The organism is Blastococcus sp. SYSU DS0617, assembly GCF_054051075.1.
This window is the reverse complement of record NZ_JBJHAO010000014.1, coordinates 61043-85840: the sequence shown is the minus strand read 5'-3', so window position 1 is coordinate 85840 and position 24798 is coordinate 61043. Positions and strand designations below refer to the sequence as shown.

At 74.2% G+C, this 24798-nt stretch carries 26 protein-coding genes; 19 read left to right on the top strand and 7 right to left on the bottom strand.

All coding sequences use genetic code 11. The features are described 5' to 3' along the window. Positions 1-3: 3 nt before the first annotated feature. From prcA to pafA, 3 genes are all read left to right on the top strand, one after another. Complete coding sequence (gene prcA, locus ACI793_RS15440; protein ID WP_456607262.1) at positions 4-879, top strand: proteasome subunit alpha; 876 nt, start codon at positions 4-6, stop codon at positions 877-879. A 64-nt stretch (positions 880-943) separates the two neighbouring features. Further along, a complete protein-coding gene (locus tag ACI793_RS15435) occupies positions 944-1297 on the top strand; it encodes a hypothetical protein (protein WP_456607261.1) in 354 nt (117 codons plus the stop codon). 74 nt (positions 1298-1371) lie between these two features. Then, on the top strand, positions 1372-2730 hold the full coding sequence (gene pafA / locus ACI793_RS15430) for a Pup--protein ligase (protein ID WP_456607260.1): 1359 nt from the start codon (positions 1372-1374) through the stop codon (positions 2728-2730). Between the two features lie 220 nt (positions 2731-2950). Here the strand turns inward: pafA and ACI793_RS15425 are convergent, their stop codons facing one another. Further along, entirely contained in the window at positions 2951-4060 is a 1110-nt protein-coding gene (locus ACI793_RS15425; RefSeq protein WP_456607259.1) for a DUF3866 family protein, read from the bottom strand. Positions 4061-4124: 64 nt separating this feature from the next. Between ACI793_RS15425 and ACI793_RS15420 the strand changes: the two genes are divergently transcribed. The 8 genes from ACI793_RS15420 to ACI793_RS15385 all read left to right on the top strand — a co-directional run bounded on the left by ACI793_RS15420 (position 4125) and on the right by ACI793_RS15385 (position 11908). Next, on the top strand, positions 4125-5105 hold the full coding sequence (locus tag ACI793_RS15420; protein ID WP_456607258.1) for a helix-turn-helix transcriptional regulator: 981 nt from the start codon (positions 4125-4127) through the stop codon (positions 5103-5105). Next, a complete protein-coding gene (locus ACI793_RS15415; RefSeq protein ID WP_456607257.1) occupies positions 5102-6094 on the top strand; it encodes a helix-turn-helix transcriptional regulator in 993 nt (330 codons plus the stop codon). Before ACI793_RS15420 ends, ACI793_RS15415 begins: the two co-directional genes overlap by 4 nt. A gap of 10 nt (positions 6095-6104) precedes the next feature. Beyond that, positions 6105-6311, top strand: a complete 207-nt coding sequence (locus tag ACI793_RS15410; RefSeq protein ID WP_456607256.1) for a hypothetical protein — start codon at positions 6105-6107, stop codon at positions 6309-6311. A 66-nt stretch (positions 6312-6377) separates the two neighbouring features. Further along, positions 6378-6719, top strand: coding sequence for a Sec-independent protein translocase subunit TatA (tatA, locus tag ACI793_RS15405; protein ID WP_456607255.1), 342 nt, complete (start codon positions 6378-6380; stop codon positions 6717-6719). Between the two features lie 80 nt (positions 6720-6799). Further along, positions 6800-7648: a twin-arginine translocase subunit TatC gene (gene tatC, locus ACI793_RS15400; RefSeq protein WP_456607254.1), complete on the top strand. Its 849-nt coding sequence runs from the start codon at positions 6800-6802 to the stop codon at positions 7646-7648. An 11-nt stretch (positions 7649-7659) separates the two neighbouring features. Next, positions 7660-8556: a diacylglycerol/lipid kinase family protein gene (locus tag ACI793_RS15395; protein WP_456607253.1), complete on the top strand. Its 897-nt coding sequence runs from the start codon at positions 7660-7662 to the stop codon at positions 8554-8556. Positions 8557-8669: 113 nt separating this feature from the next. After that, positions 8670-11504 carry a DEAD/DEAH box helicase gene (locus ACI793_RS15390; RefSeq protein ID WP_456607252.1) on the top strand — a complete coding sequence of 945 codons (2835 nt, stop codon included), beginning with the start codon at positions 8670-8672 and terminating at the stop codon, positions 11502-11504. A gap of 44 nt (positions 11505-11548) precedes the next feature. Then, complete coding sequence (locus ACI793_RS15385) at positions 11549-11908, top strand: DUF4333 domain-containing protein (RefSeq protein ID WP_456607251.1); 360 nt, start codon at positions 11549-11551, stop codon at positions 11906-11908. A 9-nt stretch (positions 11909-11917) separates the two neighbouring features. On the opposite strand, the gene ACI793_RS15380 is transcribed toward ACI793_RS15385, so the two are convergent. Continuing rightward, on the bottom strand, positions 11918-12835 hold the full coding sequence (locus ACI793_RS15380) for a 5'-3' exonuclease (protein ID WP_456607273.1): 918 nt from the start codon (positions 12833-12835) through the stop codon (positions 11918-11920). A gap of 76 nt (positions 12836-12911) precedes the next feature. Between ACI793_RS15380 and ACI793_RS15375 the strand changes: the two genes are divergently transcribed. The 3 genes from ACI793_RS15375 to ACI793_RS15365 are packed head-to-tail and all read left to right on the top strand — an operon-like array spanning position 12912 to position 15697. Continuing rightward, entirely contained in the window at positions 12912-14066 is a 1155-nt protein-coding gene (locus tag ACI793_RS15375; protein ID WP_456607250.1) for a M24 family metallopeptidase, read from the top strand. 22 nt (positions 14067-14088) lie between these two features. Next, the gene (locus ACI793_RS15370; protein WP_456607249.1) at positions 14089-14514 is read left to right on the top strand and encodes an Lrp/AsnC family transcriptional regulator; all 426 of its coding nucleotides are present in this window, start codon (positions 14089-14091) and stop codon (positions 14512-14514) included. Between the two features lie 34 nt (positions 14515-14548). Further along, positions 14549-15697: an Rv2578c family radical SAM protein gene (locus tag ACI793_RS15365; RefSeq protein WP_456607248.1), complete on the top strand. Its 1149-nt coding sequence runs from the start codon at positions 14549-14551 to the stop codon at positions 15695-15697. Between the two features lie 29 nt (positions 15698-15726). Here the strand turns inward: ACI793_RS15365 and ACI793_RS15360 are convergent, their stop codons facing one another. Then, on the bottom strand, positions 15727-16572 hold the full coding sequence (locus tag ACI793_RS15360) for a hypothetical protein (protein ID WP_456607247.1): 846 nt from the start codon (positions 16570-16572) through the stop codon (positions 15727-15729). 157 nt (positions 16573-16729) lie between these two features. Here ACI793_RS15360 and ACI793_RS15355 point away from each other — a divergent pair, with 157 nt between their 5' ends. The 3 genes from ACI793_RS15355 (at position 16730) to ACI793_RS15345 (ending at position 20557) form a co-directional block, all read left to right on the top strand. Beyond that, complete coding sequence (locus ACI793_RS15355; protein WP_456607246.1) at positions 16730-17590, top strand: lysophospholipid acyltransferase family protein; 861 nt, start codon at positions 16730-16732, stop codon at positions 17588-17590. 823 nt (positions 17591-18413) lie between these two features. After that, positions 18414-20033 (top strand): apolipoprotein N-acyltransferase, encoded by a 1620-nt coding sequence (lnt, locus tag ACI793_RS15350; RefSeq protein WP_456607245.1) that lies wholly within the window; start codon positions 18414-18416, stop codon positions 20031-20033. Beyond that, positions 20030-20557: an FxsA family protein gene (locus tag ACI793_RS15345; RefSeq protein ID WP_456607244.1), complete on the top strand. Its 528-nt coding sequence runs from the start codon at positions 20030-20032 to the stop codon at positions 20555-20557. The genes lnt and ACI793_RS15345 overlap by 4 nt, the downstream gene beginning before the upstream one ends. Positions 20558-20638: 81 nt before the next feature. Here ACI793_RS15345 and ACI793_RS15340 read toward each other — a convergent pair whose 3' ends face one another. From ACI793_RS15340 to ACI793_RS15330, 3 genes are all read right to left on the bottom strand, one after another. Beyond that, positions 20639-20983 (bottom strand): RNA polymerase-binding protein RbpA, encoded by a 345-nt coding sequence (locus ACI793_RS15340; protein ID WP_040339339.1) that lies wholly within the window; start codon positions 20981-20983, stop codon positions 20639-20641. Positions 20984-21172: 189 nt separating this feature from the next. Next, positions 21173-21919 (bottom strand): thymidine kinase, encoded by a 747-nt coding sequence (locus ACI793_RS15335; protein WP_456607243.1) that lies wholly within the window; start codon positions 21917-21919, stop codon positions 21173-21175. A gap of 37 nt (positions 21920-21956) precedes the next feature. Continuing rightward, the gene (locus ACI793_RS15330; RefSeq protein ID WP_456607242.1) at positions 21957-22733 is read right to left on the bottom strand and encodes a glycerophosphodiester phosphodiesterase; all 777 of its coding nucleotides are present in this window, start codon (positions 22731-22733) and stop codon (positions 21957-21959) included. A gap of 152 nt (positions 22734-22885) precedes the next feature. Here ACI793_RS15330 and ACI793_RS15325 point away from each other — a divergent pair, with 152 nt between their 5' ends. Next, positions 22886-23287: a hypothetical protein gene (locus ACI793_RS15325; protein ID WP_456607241.1), complete on the top strand. Its 402-nt coding sequence runs from the start codon at positions 22886-22888 to the stop codon at positions 23285-23287. Positions 23288-23317: 30 nt separating this feature from the next. Here ACI793_RS15325 and ACI793_RS15320 read toward each other — a convergent pair whose 3' ends face one another. Further along, positions 23318-23539: a hypothetical protein gene (locus ACI793_RS15320; RefSeq protein WP_456607240.1), complete on the bottom strand. Its 222-nt coding sequence runs from the start codon at positions 23537-23539 to the stop codon at positions 23318-23320. 554 nt (positions 23540-24093) lie between these two features. On the opposite strand from ACI793_RS15320, the gene ACI793_RS15315 reads away from it, so the two are divergent. Next, complete coding sequence (locus ACI793_RS15315; protein WP_456607239.1) at positions 24094-24702, top strand: hypothetical protein; 609 nt, start codon at positions 24094-24096, stop codon at positions 24700-24702. The last annotated feature ends 96 nt before the right edge of the window (positions 24703-24798 follow it).

Below are 24798 nucleotides of genomic sequence, written 5' to 3'. Positions count from 1 at the left end.
CCCATGACCATGCCGTACTACGCCTCCGCCGAGCAGGTCATGCGGGACCGCTCGGAGTACGCCCGCAAGGGCATCTCCCGCGGTCGCAGCGTCGCCGTCGTCACCTACGCCGACGGCGTGCTGTTCATCGCCGAGAACCCCAGCTCCACGCTGCACAAGGTCGGGGAGATCTACGACCGGATCGGGTTCGCCGCCGTCGGCCGGTACAGCGAGTTCGAGAGCCTGCGGGTGGCGGGCGTGCGGCTGGCAGACGTCCGCGGCTACTCCTACAACCGCCGTGACGTCACCGGCCGGGTGATCGCCAACGCCTACGCGCAGACCCTCGGCGCCATCTTCACCGAGCAGATGAAGCCCTACGAGGTGGAGCTGTGCGTCGCCGAGGTGGGGGACCGCCCGGAGACCGACCAGCTCTACCGGCTCACCTTCGACGGCTCGGTCGTCGACGAGCCCGACTTCGTGGTCATGGGTGGCCAGGCCGAGGCCGTGAGCGGGCATCTCCGCGAGCACTTCCTCCCGGGCATGGGGCTGTCCGACGCCCTGCAGGTGGGGGTCCGGGCGCTGTCCGCGGTCAGCCCTGTCACCGCGGGCGCGGGCAACGGAGGTCCGGCGCAGCTGACGGCGGCACAGCTGGAGGTCGCCGTCCTCGACCGGCGCCGTCCGAAGCGGGCCTTCCGGCGGATCACCGGGTCGGCCCTCCGCACCCTCCTCGGTGACGAGGCCACCCCCGACGCGACGCTCGACGCCCCGGCCACCACCGCCCACGCGCCGAGCGTCCCCGAGCCCGGCACGCCTGCCGGGCTGGGCGACCCCGCCCACCCGGACACCGCCGGTGGCGCGGAGTACGACGGCCGGCACGCCGAGGACGGCGGCGAGGGCTGACGCCGAGCACGCGGACGGCGGCGGTGGGGGCGAGTGAGGCGAGGCTCCCGGGTACGGGGAGCCCATGCCGAACTACGAGCTCAACCAGGCCGCCGTCCGCCATGCCCGGGACCTGATCGACGCCGGGACGTTCGACGACTCCAGCGACTGGTCGGACGCCGCGCCCTCCACCGACGACGGCAACCGGGTGATCGAGGAGAAGGGCTGGGACGCCTTCGCGGCCTGGCACCTCGCCGTCGACCCCGACGCCAACGAGGAGACCAAGAAGCGGTACGCGTTCCCCTACGGGAACTTCGACCGGGTCGTCCGCGCCGCCCTCATCCACGGCAAGCAGCGTGCGTCGCAGAACGACCACGACGAGATCGGGCAGGCCATGGACGGCCTGCTGGAGCGGCTCGACGACAAGCGCGGCGGCTGAGCAACTCCGGGGCGGTCGACGACGAGTCCGCGCGGGACGGGCGCACTGTCCCTCCCGGCGCCTAGGCTCGGATCGTGGAGCGACGGATCTTCGGGATCGAGACCGAGTACGGCGTCACGTGCACCTTCAAGGGGCAGCGACGGCTATCCCCGGACGAGGTCGCCCGCTACCTGTTCCGGCGGGTGGTCTCCTGGGGCCGCAGCTCCAACGTCTTCCTGCGCAACGGCTCCCGGCTCTACCTGGACGTCGGCAGCCACCCCGAGTACGCCACCGCCGAGTGCGACGACCTCACCGAGCTCGTGGTCCACGACAAGGCGGGGGAGCGCATCCTCGAAGGCCTGCTCGTCGACGCCGAGCAGCGGCTGGCCGAGGAAGGCGTCACCGGCGACATCTACCTGTTCAAGAACAACACCGACTCGGCGGGCAACAGCTACGGCTGCCACGAGAACTACCTGGTGGGCCGGCACGGCGAGTTCAGCCGGCTGGCCGACGTCCTCATCCCGTTCCTGGTGAGCAGGCAGATCGTCGTCGGTGCCGGCAAGGTGCTGCAGACCCCGCGCGGCGCCGTCTACTGCGTCAGCCAGCGTGCCGAGCACATCTGGGAGGGCGTCTCCAGCGCCACCACGCGCTCGCGGCCGATCATCAACACCCGGGACGAGCCGCACGCCGACGCCGAGAAGTACCGGCGGCTGCACGTCATCGTCGGCGACTCCAACATGAGCGAGACGACGACGCTGCTCAAGGTCGCCATGACCGACCTCGTCCTGCGCATGATCGAGGCGGGCGTCCCGATCCGGGACATGACGCTGGAGAACCCGATCCGCGCCATCCGCGAGATCAGCCACGACATGACGGGCCGGCGCAAGGTGCGGCTCTCCAACGGCAGGGAGATGTCGGCGCTGGAGATCCAGCGCGAGTACCACGACCGGGCCCTGGAGTTCGCCGACCGCGAGGGCGTCTCGCCGGTGCACCGCCAGATGCTCGAGCTGTGGGGCCGGGTGCTCAAGGCCGTCGACGGGGAGGACCTGAGCCTCATCGACCGCGAGATCGACTGGGCCATCAAGTACCGACTGCTCGAGCGCTACCGGGCCAAGCGCGACCTGCCGCTGTCCTCGCCCCGGATCGCCCAGATGGACCTCGCCTACCACGACATCAGCCGCACCCGCGGCCTGTACTACCTGCTGGAGCGGGCCGGCCAGGTCGAGCGGGTGGCCCACGAACCGCGCATCTTCGAGGCCAAGAACGTGCCGCCGCAGACCACCCGCGCCCGGCTGCGCGGCGAGTTCATCCGCAAGGCCCAGGAGAAGCGCCGCGACTTCACCGTCGACTGGGTCCACCTCAAGCTCAACGACCAGGCCCAGCGCACCGTGCTGTGCAAGGACCCGTTCAAGGCCGTCGACGACCGCGTCGAGAAGCTCATCGCCAGCATGTGAGGTGCGCGGAGTGGAGCCCGGAGGGTTCCGCGAAGGCGTGCCTCGGAGCCGCCCCGCGAGGGACGTGCCGCGCCGCGGGGGCCGGAGGCCTCCCGGCACGGCGCGTCGGACGCGCTCAGCGCAGGAGGGGAACGCCTCCTGGCCGCGGTGTCAGCCGGAGGCTGACGAAAGCCATGGCCGCGGTGTCGGCCGGAGGCCGACGAGAGTCATGGCCGCGGTGTCAGCCGGAGGCTGACGACGGGATGTGTACGGCCAGGGCCGCGTACCGGCCGGCGGCCGCGGCGGCGAGGAAGTAGGCGCGCTCCTCGGGCATGCCGCGCCCCATGGTCCGCAGCGGCACGGGGGAGAGGCCCAGCGCCTCCTCGAGACCGTCGGTGTCCACCCACACGACGGGGTTGCGGGCCGGCTGGCCGGCCAGGTCCTCGTCGACCTGCGACCCGAGCTCGGAGCCCAGCCCGCGCGGGGCCACCAGCGTCACCCCGCCCAGGGCCACCCGGCCGAACGCCGTCAGCGAGTGGTGCGACACCCCGCGGTGCCGCGGACGAGGGTCGGCGTCGGAGATGCGCAGCGCCCCGATGGCCTGGCCGCCGAGCACGGTCACCGCGTTGCACGCCTCGCCGGCCGCGACCCCGGAGAAGCCCCACGGCGTCCCGGTCCCGAGGTTGCCCGGGCCCTGCGTGACGATCGCCAGGTCGGCGCCCAGCACGTGCCGGGCCGCGAGCAGGCCCGTGTGCACGGTCACCGCCTCGAGGTCGCCGCCGAAGGACTGGCCGACCGTGACGACGCCGGCCAGCGACTTGTGCAGCGCGTCGACCGTGCGGGAGAACCCGGCCGCGAGCGCTCCGCCGTCGGTCATGACGTAGGCGACCTTGAGGTCGGGGTCGGTGGCCAGGGCGCCGATGAGCACCGCCGGCAGCGCCGAGTGCAGGTCGGCCACGACCACCGGCATACCGCCGAGGTCGTCGGCCTCGGCCAGCGTCGCGTGGTGCTCGGTGTCCTGCTCGTCGACGCCCTGCACGGTCACCTGCAGCGGCGTGTAGCGGGCCTTGACCAGGTGCCCGGGGCCGGTCGGGTCGGCCGGCAGCCGGTCGGGGACGGCGACGACCAGCGCGTACCCGCCGGTGCCCAGGTTCTGCGCCCACGCCGTGGTGTTCAGCAGCACGGTGTCACCGACCTGCGGCACGCCCACCAGCGAGGGGTACGCCAGGGCACGGACCTCGCCGTCGTCGGGCACCGCGACCGTGAGCTCCAGCGAGTCGTGCCCTGCTCGCCCCAGCGCCGTCACCTCGCCACGCCGCCAGCGGATGCGGGTCGGGACGGGAGAGCTCATGTCCGCAGGCTAACCAGCGTCCCGGGGGACGGCCGGTCGGCCGTTCCCCACTAGCCTGGGCAGCATGGCGGCCAAGCGGGCGGAACGACTGGTGAACCTGGTCATCGCGTTGCTGAGCACCCGCCAGTACGTGACGGCGGCACGCATCCGCGCCACGGTCCCCGGCTACGAGGCCGACGACGGCACCGACCGTGCCGACGAGGCCTTCAAGCGCATGTTCGAACGGGACAAGGCCGAGCTCCGCGAGATGGGCGTGCCTCTGGAGACCGGCCGCACCAGCGCCTTCGACACCGAGGACGGCTACCGCATCGCCCGGGCCGACTACGAGCTGCCCGAGATCCAGCTCACCGGCGAGGAGGCCGCCGCGGTCGGCCTGGCCCTCCGGCTGTGGGAGTCCGCCCAGCTCGCCGGCGCCGCCCAGAGCGCGCTGGTGAAGCTCCGGGCCGCCGGGGTCGACGTCGAGGCCGGGGGAGGCATCCCGCTCCAGCCGCGGCTGGGCGCCGGCGAGCCGGCGTTCGAACCGGTCTACGCCGCCGCCCGCGACCGCCGGACCCTGCAGTTCGACTACCAGCGCCCCGACGAGGACGCCCCCGCCCGCCGCCGGGTGCAGCCCTGGGGCGTCATCGCCTGGCACGGCCGCTGGTACCTGGGCGGGCTGGACCTCGACCGGCAGCAGCCGCGGATGTTCCGGCTCTCCCGGGTCGTCGGCACGCCGAAGGCCACCGGCCCCGCCGGTGCGTTCGAGCCGCCGGCCGACCTCGACCTCGGCGCCATGGTCGCCTCGCAGGTAGGAGGGCAGGAGCAGGTGGTCGTCGTGCGCGCCCGCCCCGGCACGGCGATCGGCCTGCGCCGCTGGGCCACGTCCCTGGGCCCCACGGAGGACGGGACGGAGGACCGGCTCGAGCTGCGCACGACCGAGCCGTGGGGGCTGGCCGGTCAGCTGGCCGCACTGGGTGCCGACGTCGTCGTCGAGTCGCCCGCCGAGGTCCGCGAGGCAGTGATCGCCCGGCTCACCCGCCTGGCCGCGATGGGAGCGTCCGCGTGAGCGTCGCCAGCACGCCCGACCGGATGACGCGCCTGCTGGCGCTCATCCCGTACCTGACCGCACGACCGGACGGCGTCCGCGTCCAGGAGGCGGCCCGCGACTTCGGCGTCACCGAGCGGCAGCTGCAGCGCGACCTCGAACTGCTGTGGATGTGCGGGCTGCCCGGCCACGGCCCGGGCGACCTCATCGACCTCTCCTTCGAGGGCGACCGCGTGCACGTCACCTTCCCCGCGGGCATGGTGCGGCCGCTGCGGCTGACCACCGACGAGGCCGTCGCCCTGGTCGTCGCGCTGAAGACCCTGCTCGAGCTGCCCGGCCTGGCCGAGCGCGAGGCCGTCAGCAGGGCGCTGGCCAAGGTGTCGGCCACGGCCGGGCACGCCGCGGAGTCGACGCCGGTGGCCGTCAGCGTCGACGCGCGCGAGGAGACCCTCGCGGTCGTCCGCGAGGCGCTGCAGCGGAACCGGGCCCTGCACCTGCAGTACTACGTGCCCACCCGCGACGAGCGGACCGAGCGCACCGTCGACCCGATGCGGCTGCTGCTGGTCGACGGGCGCTGGTACCTGGAGGCCTGGTGCCGGCGGGTCGAGGGCGTGCGCCTGTTCCGCCTCGACCGGGTCGACGACGTCGTCGTCCTCGACGAGCCGGCCGCTCCGCCGCCGGAGGCACACGGCCGGGACGTGGAAGCGGGGGTCTACCAGCCCGATCCCGGCTCGCCGGTGGTACGGCTGCGGCTCACCCGCCGTGCCCGCTGGGTGGCGGAGTACTACCCGGTCGAGGCGGCCACGCCCGTGGACGACCCGCCCGGCGGTCTCGCCGTCACCGTGCGCACTGCCGACCTGGCGTGGGCCCGCAACCTGGTGGCCTCGCTCGGCGGGGACGCGCTGGTCGACGAGCCGGCCGGTCTGGCCGACGAGGTCGCCGCCGGAGCGCGGGCCGCGCTGGCCCGCTACGGCGTCGAGGCGCCGACCCCGGCCGGCAGCACCGGCTAGGGTCGCAGCCGTGCTCCTGCTGGTCGTGTGGATCGTCGTCGTGGTGCTGTCCGTCGTCGTCCTGGGCGCGCTCGTCTTCGGCGTCCTGGGGGCCCGCGCCCGGCTGGCGCGGGAGGTCAGCGCCTTCGAGAGCGAGGTGCGGCCGCTGCTGGAGCAGGCCGCCGGCACCGCGGAGCGCGCCGGGCGGACGGACGACGACGGGGCCGGCCGCCGCTGACGCTGCAGGGGCATGACCCCCACCGGGCGTAGCATTCCCAACGAATCGACCTGTGGAGGACCCGTCATGGCCGGACTCGGCGTGCCTGAGCTGCTGATCATCCTCGTGGTGGCTCTGCTGCTCTTCGGCGGTTACAAGAAGCTGCCCGACGCCTCGCGGTCGCTGGGCCGCTCGCTGCGCATCTTCAAGGGCGAGATGAAGGGCATGAAGGACGACGACGTCCAGGCCAAGGACCCGGCGCACGCCACGCCGGTCCGCGGCGAGATCGTCGCGCCCGCGGCCCCGGCGACGCCCGCCGAGGCCGACCTGTCCGCCCAGCTGCAGGACGAGGCCCGCGTCGCCGAGGCGCACGCGGCCGAGCTGCGTGCCCGCGCCGAGCAGGCCCGCACGTCCGACCGCCCCCGCTGACCCCAGCACGGGACCGGACGACGGTGAGCGAGGCGCCGCCGCGGCGGAGGCGCCGGAAGGCCCGTGACCCGCAGGCGACCATGCCGTTGGTCGGCCACCTCACCGAGCTGCGCAACCGGATCGCCAAGGCGCTGCTCGCCCTCGCGCTGGGCACCGTGGCCGGCTTCCTCTGGTACGACAACGGCCTGCTCACGTTCCTCACCGAGCCCTACTGCGCACTGCCGGCCGACTTCCGCGCGCTCCAGGACCAGGAGTGCCGTCTGGTCGTGCTCGACGTCTTCGGCGGCGTGCTGCTGCGGCTCAAGGTCGGCCTGATCGCCGGTGCGGTGCTGTCGGCGCCCTTCTGGCTCTACCAGCTGTGGGCGTTCATCACCCCCGGCTTGCGGCGCAACGAGCGGCGGTACACGGTCGCGTTCGTCGGCTCGGCGACGCTGCTGTTCGCCGCCGGTGCCTTCCTGGCCTGGCTGACCCTGCGCAAGGGCCTGGAGCTGCTGCTCTCGCTGGCCGGCGACGAGGTCGCCTTCCAGCTGACGGCTCCGGACTACCTCGGCTTCGTGATCAGCCTGCTCGTCGCCTTCGGCCTCTCGCTGGAACTGCCGCTGCTCGCGGTGGCGCTGAACCTGGTGGGCATCCTCAGCTACGAGGTGCTGGCGAGGAGCCGGCGCTGGATCTTCTTCCTCACCATCGTCTTCGCGGCCTTCGTGACGCCCACCCAGGACCCGTTCACCATGCTGGCCATGGCCGGGCCGATGATCGCGCTGTTCGAGCTGGCCATCCAGGTCGCCCGGGTCGTCGACAAGCGGCGGGCCAAGCGGGAGGCGATCGAGGCCTTCTCCGACCTCGACGACGACGCGGCCTCGCCGCTGGACGCGCGGCCGTCGTCGCTGGACGAGCCGCAGGGCTCGACGTCCACGTCGTCCCGCGGCTGACCGGGCGCCCCGTGGACGTCGCCGTCCTCGTCAGCGCCGCCGCCGGGCGCGGACGGGCCCGCGCCCTCGGCGAGACGGTGCTCCGGGAACTCCGGACGGCCGGGCTCGATCCCCGGGTGCTGCCGGCCACCACCGGAGCCGAGGCGGAGAGCCGGGCGCGGGAGGCGGTGAGGGCGGGAGCGGACGCGGTCGTGGCGGTCGGCGGGGACGGCACCGCGCACGCCGCGCTGCAGGCGGTCGCGGGCACCGGGACTCCGCTGGGCCTCGTCTCCGCGGGGACGGGCAACGACCTGGCCCTGGCCCTCGGGGTGCCGGCCGATCCCGCCGCGGCCGTCCGGGCCCTCGCCGCGGACCTGAGGGCGGGGGAGACCCGAGCCCTGGACGCCGGGCGGGTGGGCGACCGCTGGTGGGCCACGGTGCTGTGCTGCGGGTTCGACTCCGCGGTCACCGACCGCGCCAACCGGCTGCGCTGGCCGCGCGGACGGCGCCGATACGACCTGGCCGTGCTCGTGGAGCTCGCCCGGCTGCGTCCCTACGAGATCACCCTCGGCCTGGACGGCGAGTCCCGGACGCTGCCGGCCACGATGATCGCCGTCGGCAACACCGCCTGGTACGGGGGCGGCCTGCCGATCTGCCCGGGCGCCGACCCCGCGGACGGCCTCCTGGACGTGACCGTCGTCGGCCCCACCACCCGGCGCGAGCTGGTCCGGACCCGGCCGCTGCTGGCCGACGGCTCGCACGTGGCGCACCCGTCGGTACAGGTGTTCCGGGCCGCGCGCGTCGAGCTGTCCTGCCCCGGCGTCACGACGTACGCCGACGGCGAGGTCATCGCGCCCCTGCCGGTCGCCGTGGACTGCGTGCCCGGCGCGCTGACCGTCGTGGGCGCCGGCCCCGCCACGATCAGCTGACCTGATCGTCGAGCGTCCTCCCTCACCGCGGGACGTGAGGGAGGACGCGCCATGATCAGGGAACCTGATCGTGGCGGCGAGCCGAGAAGCGGTCGCGCGCATAACGTGGGGGCATGTCCAGCCCCGCTGAGCGGTACGCCGCTGCCCGGCGCCGGACGGCTCATCCGGACCTCGCCGACTTCACCGCCGAACTCGGCTTCTCGCTCGACCCGTTCCAGGTCGAGGCGTGCGAGGCGCTCGACCGCGGTTCCGGCGTGCTGGTCTGCGCGCCCACGGGCGCCGGGAAGACCGTCGTCGGCGAGTTCGCCGTCCACAAGGCGCTCTCCGAGGGGCGCAAGGCGTTCTACACGACGCCGATCAAGGCGCTGTCGAACCAGAAGTACAACGACCTCGTCGAGCGCTACGGGCCCGAGCGGGTCGGCCTGCTGACCGGTGACAACGCGATCAACGGCGACGCGCCCGTGGTGGTGATGACCACCGAGGTGCTGCGCAACATGCTCTACGCCGAGTCGCCGGCCCTCCTCGGCCTCGGCTACGTGGTCATGGACGAGGTGCACTACCTCGCCGACCGCTTCCGCGGCGCGGTCTGGGAGGAGGTGATCATCCACCTGCCGCCGTCGGTCACGCTGGTCTCGCTGTCGGCGACGGTCAGCAACGCCGAGGAGTTCGCCGACTGGCTGGTCACGGTGCGCGGCGACACCGAGGTGGTCGTCAGCGAGGTCCGGCCCATCCCGCTGTGGCAGCACATGCTCGTCGGCAACCGGGTGTTCGACCTGTTCTCCCTGCGTCCCGCGGCACACGCCGCCGAGCACGGGGACAGCCCGCGCCCGCTGTCCACCCGGGAACGCGGCGCCTCGGTGGTCGACCCCGAACTGGTCCGGTACGTCCGCGAGCACGAGCGGCGGATCGAGGGCTGGGGTGGTGGCCGGCGGGAGTCCTCGCACAAGCCCCGGTACCGGCCACCGGCGCGCTCCGACGTCATCGAGCGGCTGGACAAGGCCGGCCTGCTGCCGGCGATCACCTTCGTGTTCAGCCGCAACGGCTGCGACGCCGCCGTCCACCAGTGCCTGATGAGCGGCCTGCGGCTCACCGACGAGGTCGAGCGGGCCGAGATCGCCGCGATCATCGACGAGCGCACCGGCTCGCTGCCGGAGGAGGACCTGCACGTCCTCGGCTACTGGGAGTGGCGCGAGGGCCTCCTCGCCGGGCTGGCGGCCCACCACGCCGGCCTGGTCCCGGCGTTCAAGGAGACCGTCGAGGAGTGCTTCGTCCGGGGCCTGGTCAAGGCGGTCTTCGCCACCGAGACCCTGGCGCTCGGCATCAACATGCCGGCGCGCACCGTCGTCCTCGAGCGGCTGGTGAAGTGGAACGGCGAGGCGCACGTCGACGTCACGGCGGGGGAGTACACCCAGCTCACCGGTCGGGCCGGGCGCCGCGGCATCGACGTGGAGGGGCACGCCGTCGTCATCTGGGCGCCGGGCATGGATCCCTCGGTCGTCGCGGGCCTGGCCAGCACCCGCACGTACCCGCTGCGCTCGAGCTTCCGGCCGAGCTACAACATGGCGGTCAACCTGGTCGGCTCCTTCGGCCGCGCGCGGGCCCGGGAGCTGCTGGCGTCGTCGTTCGCCCAGTTCCAGGCCGACCGCTCCGTGGTCGGCCTGGCCCGGGCCGCGGCCCGGCACGAGCGCGAGGCCGAGCGGTTCGCGGCGGACATGCACTCCGACCGCGGGGACGTGGGGGAGTACGCGCAGCTGCGCCGGGACATCTCCGACCGGGAGAAGGACCTCTCCCGCGACTCGCAGGCCAAGCGCCGGATGGAGGCCGCCGACGCGCTCGCCGCGCTCCGCCCCGGCGACGTCATCCGGGTGCCCTCCGGGCGGAGGCAGGGGCTGGCCGTCGTCCTGGACCCCGGGGTGACCGACCTCGCCGACCCCCGACCGCTGGTGCTCACCGAGGACAAGTGGGCCGGCCGGCTGGCCTCGATCGACTTCCCGACGCCGGTCTCCGCGCTGGCCCGGGTCCGGGTGCCGAAGAACTTCAACCACCGCAGCCCGCACGCCCGCCGGGACCTCGCCGCCACCCTGCGCAACGCCCGCGTCGAGCACGACCTGGGCGCCCGCATGGTGCGCAAGGGCCGGTCGGCCGCCGCCGACGACCCGGTGCTCGCCGACCTGCGGGCCGCGCTGCGCCGCCACCCGGTGCACGCGCTGCCCGACCGCGAGGAGCGGGTCCGGGTGGCCGAGCGGTGGCTGCGCTCGGTCCGGGAGGCCGAGTCGCTGCACCGGACCATGGCCGAGCGCACCGGCTCGCTGACCAGGCAGTTCGACGCCACGTGCGATGTCCTGGAGGAGCTGGGCTACCTGGTGCCGGAGCCGGCGCCGCTGGTGCCCGCCGACACCGCCGTGATCGGGATGCAGGACGACGTGCCGGTCGTCACCGACGAGGGCCGACGGCTGGCGCGGATCTGGTCCGAGGCCGACCTGCTGGTCGCCGAGTGCCTGCGCGCGGGGGCGTGGCGCGGGCTGAACGCCGCCGAGCTGGCCGCGGCCGCCTCCACCCTGGTGTTCGAGGCCCGCCGCGACGTGGTGTCCCTGCCCGCCATCCCGTCCGGCAAGGTCACCGCGGCGGTGGCGGAGATGCGGCAGGTCAGGTCCCGGCTGGAGGACGTCGAGGCCGCCCACGGGGTGCGGACCACGCGGGACCTGGACCTCGGTTTCGCGTGGGCCGCCTACCGGTGGGCCGACGGCCAGAGCCTGGACCGCGTGCTGGCCGGCGCGGAGCAGGCGGGCACCGAGCTGTCCGGCGGTGACTTCGTCCGCTGGACGCGCCAGCTGATCGATCTGCTGGACCAGGTGGCCACGGTGGCCGACGGTGCGGTGGCGTCGGTGGCGCGCGCCGCGGTCGGCAAGGTCCGCCGCGGCGTCGTCGCCGTCGCGGTGGGCGGCTGACCGGTGACGAGCTGGACGACCGACAGGAACGGGGGAGGGGCGGGATGAGCGATCCGCAGCTCCCGCCCGCCGAGGCCTCCGCCGCGGGCGACCCGCAGCGGCGGTCCCACCGTCCCCTGTACGGCGGACTGGCGCTCATCGCGCTGCTGCTGATCCTCGCCCTGGCGATCGGCCGGTTCCTCGGCCCGACGCTGCTGGACGCCAACGCCGTCGAGCGCGACATCGCCGAGCAGTTCGAGGAGCGCCACGGCGTCGCCCTCGAGCTGTCCTGCGAGCAGGAGATGCTGGTCGCCTCGGGGGAGGTCTACACCTGCAGCGGCCGGACCGCCGACCGCGAGGAGGTCACGATCGAGGTCCGGATCGCCGACTCCCTGGACGGCGCCTACACCTGGATCGAGGTCTGACCGCGCCGCTCAGCCGAGGGCGTCGGCGGGCCAGCCCAGCGCCGCACCGAGGCGCGTGAGCGAGGACTCCAGCCCGTGCCGGGCGGCCAGCCCGGCGAGCGCGGCCGGGTCGGCGGGCGAGCGGGGGAGGGCGCCCTCCACCGCGGGCATGTCGATGTCCGTCGCCACGGCGACGACCACCGGCGCACGGTCGAGGTAGTCCGTGGCCGCGTGCAGCTTCTTGAGGACGGCGGCGGTCAGCGGCGGCTTGGCGACGACGGTGCGCGCGGCGGCGGCGCGGATGCCGGCCAGGTCGCCGAACTCGTTGATCAGGGCCGCAGCGGTCTTGGCACCGACGCCGGCCACCCCGGGCAGCCCGTCGCTGGGATCGCCGCGGAGCACGGCGAAGTCGGCGTAGGCGCGGCCGGGGATGCCGTACTTCGCGGCGACGGCGGCCTCGTCCACGGACTCGATGTCGGCGATGCCGCGGTTCGTGTAGAGCACCCGGATCCCGCGTTCGTCGTCGACCAGCTGGAACAGGTCCCGGTCCCCGGTGACGATGTCGACGGGACCGCGGGCGCGAGTGGCCAGCGTGCCGATGACGTCGTCGGCCTCGTAGCCGGGGGCGCCGACGCGGTCGAGGCCGGCGGCCGCCAGGACGTCGACGAGGACCGGCACCTGGGGGCTCAGCTCGTCGGGCACCTCCTCGCCCCCCTCGGTGGCCACCCGGTGCGCCTTGTACGAGGGCAGCGCCTCGACCCGGAAGGCCGGCCGCCAGTCGTCGTCCCAGCAGGCGACCAGCTGGTCCGGGCCGTGCGCGGTGAGCAGCCGGGCGGTCATGTCCAGGAAGCCGCGGACGGCGTTGATGGGGCGCCCGTCCGGCGTCGTCACGCTGGTGGGCACGCCGTAGAAGGCCCGGAAGTACAGCGAGGCGGCGTCCAGCAGCATGGTCGGCACGAGCGCCGACGCTAGCGGTTCGGCATCTGCTGCGGAGATCGTCGGGGGCCGTGGATAGTCTGCGCCGGTGGGAACCGCCTCCGTGCCGTCCGGAACCGGCCCGCTCGTGACCCCCGAGCGGGTGCGCGCGGCGCGCTCGCTCGCCGCCGAGGCGGGCACCGACCTCCTCGTGCTCACGCCGGGGTCGGACCTGCGGTACCTCACGGGGTACGACGCCCACGCCATGGAGCGGCTGACGGCGCTGGCCGTGCCGAGCGCGGGGGAGCCCTTCCTCGTCGTGCCCCGGCTCGAGGCCCCCATGGTCGACGTGAGCCCGGCCGGTGCCCTCGGCCTCGAAGTGCTCGCCTGGGACGAGACGGACGACCCGTTCGCGCTGCTCGCCGGCGCCGCGACCGCCCGGCTGGGCGCCGCGCCCTCCCGCGTGGCCGTGGGCGCGCGGACCTGGGCCGAGCACGCCCTCGGCGTCCAGCGCGCGCTGCCGGGGTCGACGCTGGAGCTTGCGGGGCCGGTGCTGGACCGGCTGCGCATGGTGAAGTCGGCCGCCGAGATCGAGGAGCTGGCCCTGGCCGGCGCCGCCATCGACCGGGTGCACGCCCGCATGGCGGAGTTCCTCGCCGTCGGCCGCACCGAGGCCGCCGTCGGCGCCGACATCGCGGCGGCGATCCTCGAGGAGGGGCACGTCGGCGTGGACTTCACGATCGTGGGTTCGGGCCCGAACGGTGCCAGTCCGCACCACGAGCTGTCCGACCGGACCGTGCAGGCCGGCGACGTCGTGGTCGTCGACATCGGCGGGGAGACGGCGACCGGCTACCGCTCGGACTGCACCCGCACCTACGTGGTCGGCGGCAGCGCAGAGCCGGACGTCGCCGAGTGGTACGCCGTCCTGCACGCCGCGCAGCAGGCCGCCGTGGCCGCGGTCCGCCCGGGCGTGACCGCCGAGCAGGTGGACGCCGCCGCACGCGAGGTCATCGCCGGCGCCGGGTGGGGCGACCGGTTCATCCACCGCACCGGGCACGGCATCGGCCTGGACTCGCACGAGGCGCCCTACATCGTGGCGGGCAACGACCTGCCGCTCGAGCCGGGCATGGCGTTCTCGGTGGAGCCGGGCATCTACCTCGCCGGTCGCTGCGGTGCCCGGATCGAGGACATCGTCGTCTGCACCGACGACGGCGTCCGTTCCCTGAACGTCGGTCCCCGTGAGCTCGTCGAACTCCCCGGCTGAGCCAGGAGCCGTCCCGGTCGACGTGGACCGGCTCCTCCTCGCGGCCCTGGCGCGCGACGGGCGGGCCAGCTACACCGACCTCGCCGAGAAGGTCGGGTTGTCCGTCTCGGCGGTGCACCAGCGCGTGCGGCGGCTCGAGCAGCGCGGGCTGATCACCGGCTACCGGGCCACGCTGGACCCGACGCTGCTGGGCCTCCCGCTGACCGCGTTCGTGTCGATCACCCCCATCGGCGCCCAGAACGAGGACGCGCCCGCTCTCCTCGCCCACCTGGCGGCCATCGAGGAGTGCCACGCCGTCGCCGGGCAGGAGAGCTACATCCTCAAGGTGCGGGTCGCCTCACCCGACGCCCTGGAAGGGCTGCTCCGCGAGATCCGGACGTGCGCCAACGTGTCCACGCGGACGACCGTGGTGCTCTCCACCCTCTACGAGGACCGCCCGCCGCTCTGACACCGGCTGGACATCTGTCCGAACACGTGTTCGGATGACGGGCATGCGGTGGCAAGCGCAGCGGCTGGATCTCGACGAGCCCTCGGCACTGCCGGGGATGTCGAGCATCCGCGGGCTGCTGCGCAGCGTGCAGGTGCCGGAGTTCCCGGGCCTGACCTTCCACGAGGTGCGGTCGCGCTCGGCCCTCAACCGCGTGCCCGGCGATTCGGCCATGCCATTCCCCTATACGGTCAATACATACAGGGGATGCAGCCATTCGTGTGTGTATTGCTTTGCTCGGAGAACGCACGAATGGCTCGAATTCGATTCCGGCCGTGACTTCGACACCCAGGTCGTGGTCAAGACCAACCTGGTCGAGGTGCTGCGTCGGGAACTGGCTCGTCCCTCGTGGACGCGCGAGCACGTCGCGCTGGGCACGAACACCGACCCCTACCAGCGCGCCGAGGGCCGCTACGCGCTCATGCCCGGCGTCATCCGCGCACTGGCCGAATCGGGGACACCCTTCTCGATCCTCACCAAGGGCACGCTGCTGCGCCGCGACATCCCGCTGCTCGTGGACGCCGCCCGGCAGGTACCCCTCGGGCTCGGCGTCTCCATGGCCATCTGGGACGACGCCCTGCACCAGTCACTCGAGCCCGGCGTGCCCACGCCCCGGGCCCGGTTGGACCTGGTCCGGGCACTCGCGGACGCCGGGCTGCCCTGCGGGGTCTTCCTCGCCCCCGTGCTGCCCGGGCTGACCGACGACGACGACTCGCTCGACGCGGCGCTCGGCGCGATCGCGAGCGCCGGCGCCACCGGGGTCACGGTCATCCCCCTGCACCTGCGCCCCGGGGCTCGCGAGTGGTTCATGGCCTGGCTCCGTGCCGCGCACCCCGAGCTGGTGCCGCGCTACGAGCGCATGTACGCCCGCCGGGCCTACGTCTCCGCCGAGTACCGCTCCTGGCTGGCGCAGCGGGTCGCGCCGCTCCTCGTGCGGCACGGGCTGGACCGGCAGTCCGGCGGTGCGGCGCGCGGTGCCGACGGGACGCTCCTGAGCGGGGTGCCCGGTGACGAGGAGGTGGGCTTCCCCAGCGGCAGCCTGCCCACCGGAGGGATGCCGGGCGTCCGCCCCAGGAGTCGGAGCGCGCCCGTCGCGGCACCGGAGGGTCCGCCGCCGGCCGGCGAGCAGCTGTCACTGCTCTGACCGGCCGCGCCCGGGGACGGGCCCGCCGGTCAGCCGGCGAGGCGCCCGGCCCGGGCCACCGAGCGCGCCGCCCGCACGGTGCCCCGGGCCGAGACCGGTGGCGCACCGGCGGCCAGCGCGAGGCGGCGGAAGGAGTCGTAGGACAGCTCCCGGTAGACGGCCGCCAGTTCGGCCGCCGCCGCCTGGCGCGACGGGGGAGCGGTGGCCCGCAGGTGGTGAGCCGTGCGGCCGGCATGCTTCGCGAAGGTCACCTGCAGCGCCTGGTTGGACAGCCGCCCGCCGATCCTCGAGTCCAGCCCCGGCCCCCGGCGCAGCGCCGGCAGCACCCACGGGCTCGCCGCCAGGGCGGGGTACCGCTCGCGCACGGACTCCCAGGCGTGCCAGGCGGTCAGTGCGCCGGAGACCGCCCACTCCCCGTCGTCGGTGCGCAGCACCAGGCGGCGCGCGCCGGCATGCACCTGGTCGCGTCGCAGGGACCGGAACATGCCGACCGGGGCGGGCCACGCGAGCGCCAGGGCACACCACGCGACGGCCCGCACGTGCTCGGGGTCCTGATCCCGCAGCTCCGTGAGCGGGCGCAGGTCCAGCTGCACCGGGTCAGGCTCGGGAGTGGGCGCGCGCGGCAGCGCCAGTCCGCCGTAACGGGCGACCTTGCTGTACAGCGCCACGGTGGCGGGCTTCCACTCGCGCGCCGTGGCGAGCGGACCCAGGCCGGTCTGCGCCAGCTCGTCCGGGCCGATGCCCAGTTCCAGGGCGGCCTCGGCCAGCCGTCGCCACTGGGCCTCGTAACCCGGCGGGGGCGGCCACCGGCGCCAGGCTCGCTCCGGCGCAGGGGCGGGCATCTCCGGCAACGGCTGCTGCCACGCGCGCGACATGACGGAACACTACCGTTATCCCCAACAATGATGCGACTTATCGACTGTGGTCATGTGCCGAAGAAATCGCGCGCCGCCCTCCGGGCGGCGTGTCACCGACCCGAACCGTGGCCGCACCGGCCGGGCGACGGTCGCGCGGGTTGGTTAGGGTCCGCCCATGTACACCGCGAGCTGGCGCGACGTCGTCCGGAGAGACCTGTTCGGCGCGTCGCCGAGCCGCCGTGACCGCCCGTACCGGTTCGTGATCCGGCTGTGCCTGGTCGTGTTCCACCTGTTCCGCTTCCGGTTCGACGTGCGTGGTTCCCAGCACGTCCCGGCCAGCGGTGGCGCCATCATCTGCAGCAATCACGTCAGCTTCTTCGACTTCACGTTCCTCGGCCTGGGCGCGATCTCCCAGCACCGGCTGGTGCGGTTCATGGCCAAGTCGGCGGTGTTCGACCACTGGTTCGCCGGGCCGTTCATGCGCGCCATGCGCCACATCCCTGTCGATCGCAAGGCCGGCGCGGCGGCGTTCGACGCCGCCGTCCGTGCACTCAAGGACGGCGAGGTGGTGGGGGTCTTCCCCGAGGCGACCATCAGCCGCAGCTTCACGGTCAAGGATCTGAAGGCCGGCGCCGCCCGGATGGCCATCGACGCCGGTGTCCCGATCATCCCGGCCGCGGTCTGGGGCGGGCACCGGGTGGCGACCAAGGGACACAAGGTGGAGCTGCGCCGCGGAGTGCCCGTCATGGTCTTCCTCGGGGAGCCGATCGTCCCGGAGCCGGGGGAGAAGGTGCAGCCGCTGCTGCGCCGCACCCGTGCGGCGATGGAGGCGCTCCTGGAGGAGGCGCAGCGGGACTATCCCGACCGGCCGGCCGGCCCGGAGGACGGCTGGTGGCTGCCCGCGCGCCTCGGCGGCACCGCCCCCACGCCGGAGGAGGCGGCGGTCGCCGACTCCGCTCGCGCGGCGGGCGACGGGCCCAAGGCGCCGAAGAAGACGCCCCTGGAGCGCGTCACGGGGCTGCTGCGCCGCCGCTGACCCCGCCCGGCCGGGGCCCCGCCCGACCGGTGACCGAGCGCCGTGACCGAGCGCCGTGACCGAGCGCCGTGACCGAGCGCCGTGACCGAGCGCCGTGACCGAGCGCCGTGACCGAGCGCCGTGACCGAGCGCCGTGACCGAGCGCCGTGACCCAGGGCGGGGACTGGCCCGGACCCGGTGAGCCGGTGCGGCCCGGCGTCGCACGGTGCTGCTCGTGTCGGCGCGTGCGGCCCGGCAGCGGGTCCCGGGAGCAGTCCGGGACCGTGTGCCACGGTCGGCAGCCCCGTGGATAACGATCCGGTTACAGTGGCCCACATCGCTACCGTAGGTACCTGATCGGCAGCGGACTGTTCTTACAGTCCCTGCAGTTCCTCACCGGGAGCACCGAGACGTGCCTCCCCGGATCGAGCGTGCGGGCCCTCCGGCCGGCACGGACGGCCTCCGCGCCGCGCCGTGCCACCCGGGTCGAGGGGGCCGGCGTGAGACCCGGGGGAGCGTCCCGTGAATCCGGCGGAGCCCCCGAGGACCGCGTCATCAGACAACGGTCGAGCCGTGCGCAGCCAGCGCCCGGCCGTCCGGCCCGAAGACGCGGCGCCGAGGAGGGCGGTCCGCCGGCGCCCACCCGGTCGCGGGACCTGTCCGGCACCACCGGGGCCCGCGCGACGTGGCCGGTCCCCGGAACCAGCCGGGATGGGATGCTGGGTCAGGGGCCGCGGCGACGAGCGCGGCGGTCCCGACCCCCCGTCCGACCGGACCGGGGGCACGAGGCCGGAGGCCGGGGCACCCCCCGCCTACCCGGACGACGGTTCCCGGGAGGACGAGCGTGGCCGCAGCACCTGGCACGCTGCTCCGTCCTGCGCCCGAGCCGGACGGGCCGCCACCCCGCCGCGCCGGCTCCCGGCTTCCCTGGCGGACCCTGCTCGCGGCCGTCGGGGGACTGGCCATGATGCTGTCCTTCCCCGGGTACGGCCTGGCCCCGCTGGCGGTGCTCGGTCCGACCGCCCTGGCGCTCGCGGTGCACGGCCGCAGCGCCCGCGGTGGCCTGTGGCTCGGGCTGGTCTGCGGCCTGGCCTTCTTCGTGCCGCTGCTGAGCTGGACCGGCATCTACGTGGGTCCGCTGCCCTGGCTGGCCCTGGCGGTCTTCGAGGCGCTGCACCTGGCCCTCCTCGGCGCGGCCACCGCATGGGTGTCCCGCCTGCGGTGGTGGCCGCTGTGGGCGGCCGCGCTGTGGGTCGCCGACGAGGCGCTGCGCGGCCGGCTGATCCTGGGCGGCTTCCCGTGGGGACGGCTGGGCTTCAGCCAGACCGACGGACCGCTGCTGTCCCTCGCGGCCTACGGGGGAGTACCCCTGGTCAGCTTCGCGGTCGCGCTCATCGGCACCCTGCTGGCCGCGGTCGTGCTGGCGCTGGCGCGGGTGCTGCGCTCGGGCCGGGCAGGGCGACGGGAGGCCCTGCGCCCGCTCGTCGGCGCCCTCGTCGGGGCGGTCGCGGTCCCGGTGATCGGTGCGCTGGCGTGGCTGCCGCTCCCTGGCCCGTCGCTCACCGAGGGCGGGCCGACGTCGACCGTCGCGGTGATCCAGGGCAACGTGCCCCGGGCCGGCCTGGACTTCAACGCCCAGCGCCGCGCCGTCCTGGACAACCACGTGCAGCGCACGCTGGAGCTCGCCGAGGCGGTGGAGGCGGGGGACCAGCCGCAGCCCGACCTCGTGCTGTGGCCGGAGAACAGCTCCGACATCGACCCCTACCTGAACGACGACGCCGCCGAGCAGATCGACCGTGCCGCCCGCGCCATCGACGCGCCGGTCCTGGTCGGCGCGATCGTCCAGGGCCCCGGCCGCTTCATCAGCAACACCGCCATCGTCTGGGACCCCGACGACGGCCCGGGGGACACCTACGTGAAGCGGCACCCTGTCCCGCTCGGTGAGTACGTGCCCGCCCGGAGCTTCTTCCGGTTCTTCAGCACCCAGGTCGACCGGGTCACCGACCAGATGGCCGGGGACGAGCCGGGCCTGCTCGAGATCGGCGGGACCACCGTCGGGGACCTCATCTGCTTCGAGGTCGTCTACGACGGGCTGGTCGCCGACGTCGCCGAGGCCGGCATGCTCGTCGTCCAGACCAACAACGCCACGTTCGGCTACACCGCGGAGAGCGAGCAGCAGCTGGCGATGAGCCGGCTGCGGGCGGTCGAGCACGGCCGCAGCGTCGCGGTGGTCGCGACCAGCGGGATCTCGGCGATCGTGGCGCCGGACGGCACGGTCGTCCGGTCCTCCGAGCTGTTCACCCCCGACGTCTTCGTCGAGGAGATCGCCCAGCGCGACTCGCGCAGCCTGGCGAGCCGGCTCGGCGCCGGGCCCGAGTGGCTGCTCACCGCGCTGGGGGTGGCCGCCGTGGCGGTCGCCGTGCGGCAGCGCAGGAACTCCGGCACCGGGCCGGGAGCACCATGACCGCTTCGCGCGTTGGTACCAGCGTGGGACGTCGCATCCGTATCGCTGCCGCACTCCTCGCCCTGGCCGAGGTGGTCGTCTTCGTCCTCGTGGCCCAGTGGATCGGGGCCGGGGCCACCGTGCTCGCCGCTCTGGCCACCAGCGCGCTGGGCTGGGCCCTGCTGGCCCGTCAGGGCACCAGGGCGCTGACCGAGCTGCGGGAGAACGCACGGACCCGCCGGACGGGTACCGGCCGGGACCTGGGCAACGCCGGGCTGGTCGCCGTCGGTGGGCTGCTCATGGTGCTGCCGGGGTTCATCGGCGACGTCCTGGGGCTGCTGTGCCTGCTCCCGGGCACCCGGTCCCTCGTCCGGGCGGCGCTCACCCGGCTGATCACCTCCCGGCTGCCGGTGGGGCTCCGACCGCCGGTCCGCGTGGACAGCGTCCGCACCGCGGAGGTGCCACGGCACGACGGCGCCTCCGCCGCGCCGCTCGTGATCGAGGGAGAGGTGCTCCGGGGCCCGGACGGCCGTCCGCTGAGCTGACGGACCCGGCGGCGAGTATCGCCGGAACGCGATACGGCCCCGGTGGGAGATCCCACCGGGGCCGTGTCGACGTGCGGAGTGTCAGCTCGCGCGGGTCCGCCGACCGCGCAGCACCTCGAGCCGCTCGGCGAGCACCTCTTCGAGGTCCTCGACGGAGCGACGCTCGAGCAGCATGTCCCAGTGGGTGCGCGGCGGCTTGACCTTCTTGGGCGCCGGCTCGGAGCCGCCGACCAGCTTCGCCGCGGCACCGTCGAACTTGCACTCCCAGGTGTCGGGGAGCTCGGCGTCGTCGGCGAACGGCACCGTGAACAGGTGGCCCGAAGGGCACCGGTACTCGGCGTACTGGCGCTCGATGGGCGCAGTGTTCCGTTCGGTCTCGTAGCTGACGCTGCCCAGTCGGCTGCCGCGCAGGGAACGCTCGCCCATTGCACACCGTCCTCTCGTACGTGGTGTCGGTCGGGACTCGACGCCGGTACAGGGGGCATACCCACGTACCGAGGAGTCACGGAGATGAACGACAGATTTGGCGAAGAGATTCCGCCCAAACGGTTGCTCATCATCGCATGGGGTGGTGTTCTGGCCCCTCCCGCCCCCCGGAGGGGTGAGCCGGAGCGCTCAGGGCAGCGCGAGCTGGCCCGGACCGGCTGCTGTGGGCCCCAGCTGGCCCCGCACGTGGTGCCGGCGGCACAGCACCTGGTAGCGCACCGCGGGGGAGGAGCCGGGCTCCTCGCCGGGCAGCCGGGCCGGTGCGGTGTCCGCCACGACGACGGTCTCGCCCGCCCGCACCATCACCCCGTCCACCACGCGGGCGTTGAGCAGGCCCGGGAGGCCGCACCAGCACAGCACCTCCACCTGGACCCGCTGGACGTCGTCGGCGACCTCCAGCAGCCGCCGGGTGCCCGGGAACAGCTGGGTACGGAAATCGGTGGTCAGACCGAAGGCGTAGACGTCGACGTGGAACTCGTCGACCAGTTCGGCCAGCTGGTCGACCTGTTCGTCGGTGAGGAACTGGGCCTCGTCGACGATGAGGTAGTCCACGCGGTCTCCTGCGGCCCAGCGGTCGCGGACCAGCAGCCGCAGATCGGTCCCGGCGTCGAGCTCGATCGCGGCGCGGCACAGGCCGACCCGTGAGCTGATCTGGGGCTCGGCCGACCGGTCGCCCTGCGTCACCAGCAGTCCGTGCCGGCCCTGCCGGCTCTGGTTGTGGTCGACCTGCAGGGCCAGGGTCGACTTGCCGCAGTCCATGGGCCCGTGGAAGAAGCGCAGGTGAGCCGGCGCCGGATGTCGCCTCCGGTCCCCGGACGCCGGGATCACGGACGGTCCGGGCAGCCCGTCCGGCGCGGTGGTGTCGACGGCGCTCACCGCAGGCCGGCGGGGGCCGTGCTGCCGGGCAGTGCGGTCACCGAGACGCCCACAGGCCGCGCTCCTCGAGGACCTCGCGCAGCATCGCCGGGCGGTCGGTCATGATGCCGTCGACGCCGAGATCGAGCATCGTCCTGGCCTCGTCGGGGTCGTCGACCGTCCAGACGTGCACCTGCAGACCGCGGGCGTGCGCGGCGGCCATGAAGCGCTCGTCGACCAGAGCCCGGCCACCCAGCTGCAGCGGCACCTGGGCGCAGCCGGCCTGGATCCGCACGAGGCCGGCCGCGCGGGGGGAGTAGGAGGACAGCCGCAGCGCCGCCACCCCGCGCGGACCCAGCGAGGTGCAGACGGTCGGTCCGAACAGGCGCCGGGCCGCGGCGATGCGGGCGTCGGAGAACGAACCGAGGCAGATGCGGTCGGCGACGTCCATCTTGTCCACCAGGCGCACGAGCGGGGCCAGGACGCCGGCGGCCTTGATGTCGAGGTTGAACCGGACGTCGGGCCACGCGCCGAGCAGGTCCTCGAGACGCATGATCGGCTCGCGGCCACCGATGCGGGCCTGGCTGAGCTCGGACCAGGGGAGGGCGTCCACCCGGCCGGTACGGTCGGTCACCCGCTCCAGGGTGGCGTCGTGGAAGGCCACCAGCGTGCCGTCGGCGGTGATCTGCACGTCGGTCTCGAGGTACCGGTAACCCAGGTCCACGCAGGCCTGGAAGGCCGGCAGGGTGTTCTCCAGGTGCTCGATGGCGCCGCCGCGGTGGGCCATGGCCAGCGGCGTCGGCGCGTCGAGGTAGGCGAACCGCGCGGGGGGCACACGAACACGCTAGTCAGGCGCCCCGACCGTCTGCTGCGGGACCCCCGCGGCGGTGTCGTCCGAGCACGGGAACGACACCGGATCGGGCCGATCGAGACGCTCCGGGCGTGTTCGCCGGGTCCTGTCGCCGGTGACGTCTAGCGTGCCGAGTCGTGGCACAGCACGCGACCGGCACGGTGACGCACGCCCCCATCTCCCCCGCACCCAACCGGGGGAGCGGTGAGGACCGGCGGTGCGGCTGGTGCCGCCGGGTCCTGCCCGAGCAGGGATCGGTCGGCCGCCCGCGCCTGTACTGCGGGCAGGCCTGCCGGCAGCGCGCCTACGAGCAGCGCTCGGCCACGGCCAAGGCCGGCCTGCCCGCCGACGTCGTGCTGGTCTCCAGGGCCGAGCTCGACGGGTTGCAGGACCGGCTGTACCAGCTGCGCTGCGCGCTCGAGGACGTGCAGACGCTGCTGACCGAGAAGCCCACGAAGGCCGAGCTCGAGCGCTCGCTCTCCGACCTCGTGCACTCGACCGGCCGGCTGGACCGGCTCTGGGTCACCGAGCGCGGCTGACGCCGGAACCGTTCCGCGTGCCCGGGCGGATCAGTCGGGATCGGTCGTGTCGTCGTCGAGGTCCTGGCTGTCCTCGGGGTCCGAGTTGTCGGGCAGGTTCTCGTCGGCATCGTCGCCGCTGGTGTTCCCGCTGTCCTCGTCCGTCGTCCCCTCGTTGGGCGTCGTCGGGCCGCCGCAGGCGGTCATCGTGGCGCCGCCGCCGAACAACGCCAGAGCGGTCAGGACAGCGGCGAGCGGGCGTCGGATCTGCATGACCCGACCCTACGAACACCTGCCGCGGATCGCCCGTCGAACCCGGCGGACCGTGCGGCTTCCGTCACTGTGACGTATTGCGGGTGGTGTGGCTGGATGGGGGGGAGCGCCCATCCCTGGGCCGTCCTGCGGGCCCAGACGCGCCTGGCGCCGTCCGGGGCGTCCATGATCATCAGAATGACAAGATCATCCGGCAGGAGAGTCGCCGATCGGGGGTGCCCGGGGATCGAGCGGTCACGCCGGCCGATCCGACCCGGATCGAGCGGTCACGCCGGCCGATCCGACCCGAAGGGTGCCGGCGGTGGCGCCGGGCCGGGACGGCGACCGGCGCGACGGTGGAGACGCCGATGCGCCGGCTGGCGTCCACGCCGCCGACGGAGCGGTCGAAGCGTGAATGTCAGGGACCTGAGCTGCGGGCGTCGGATCCGGTGGCCGAACCGGCTTCCCGCGGCGCCTGGGCCTTGCGCCGATAATGCACATTATGTCAACTAAGCGGAGCAGCACCCGCCCCCGGCCGCGTGCACCCTTCCCCGCCGCTGGGGAACGATGACCCCATGTCGCGCACCTGGACCCACGTCGGCCGCTGCTGGAGCAACGGCGAGCCCTTCCTCGCCCTCGACGGCGATCTGCTGCCCGACTGGTCCGGCGAGACCGACGGCCACTACGAGCGACTCGTGCCGGACCTGGACTTCGACCTCACCAGCATCCCCGTGGGCGCCGGGCGGGCCGCCGTCGTGCTGACCGACGCGGAGGTCGGTGACGAGGGCTGGCTGGAGGTATTCCGGGCCGACGACGGCGCCGTCGCCGTCCTGCAGGTCTCGGCCGGCGACTACCCGGCTGCCGTGGCGGCCGCGCTCGCCCATCCCGAGGACGCAGCAGAGCCGGGCGACCACGTCCCGGTCCCAAGCGGTCGCTTCGCCTTCATCAGTGCCGCCCTCGACGGCGCCGGCGTGGAGGCCGCTCCCCTGCGGCCCGAGTCGCCTCGCCCGGCGCCCGCCTCTGCGGACTACGACGAGCGCCAGGCCGACGCGGGCGGGCCGCTCCTGCGCGCCACCGTCCACGGCTTCCGGATCTGGGTCCAGTGGAGGACCGCACTCGACGGCGACGCCGCCTTCGCCAGGTGGCTCTTCGTCCCCGCGTCGGGTGACATTCCGTCACGGTGACGTATGCCCTCCCGGGCGAGCCCCCTCGGTGACCACCACGCGGCGGCGCCGGTACCGCGATGCACTGCGGTACCGGCGCCGATGAGGGGCCGGCGA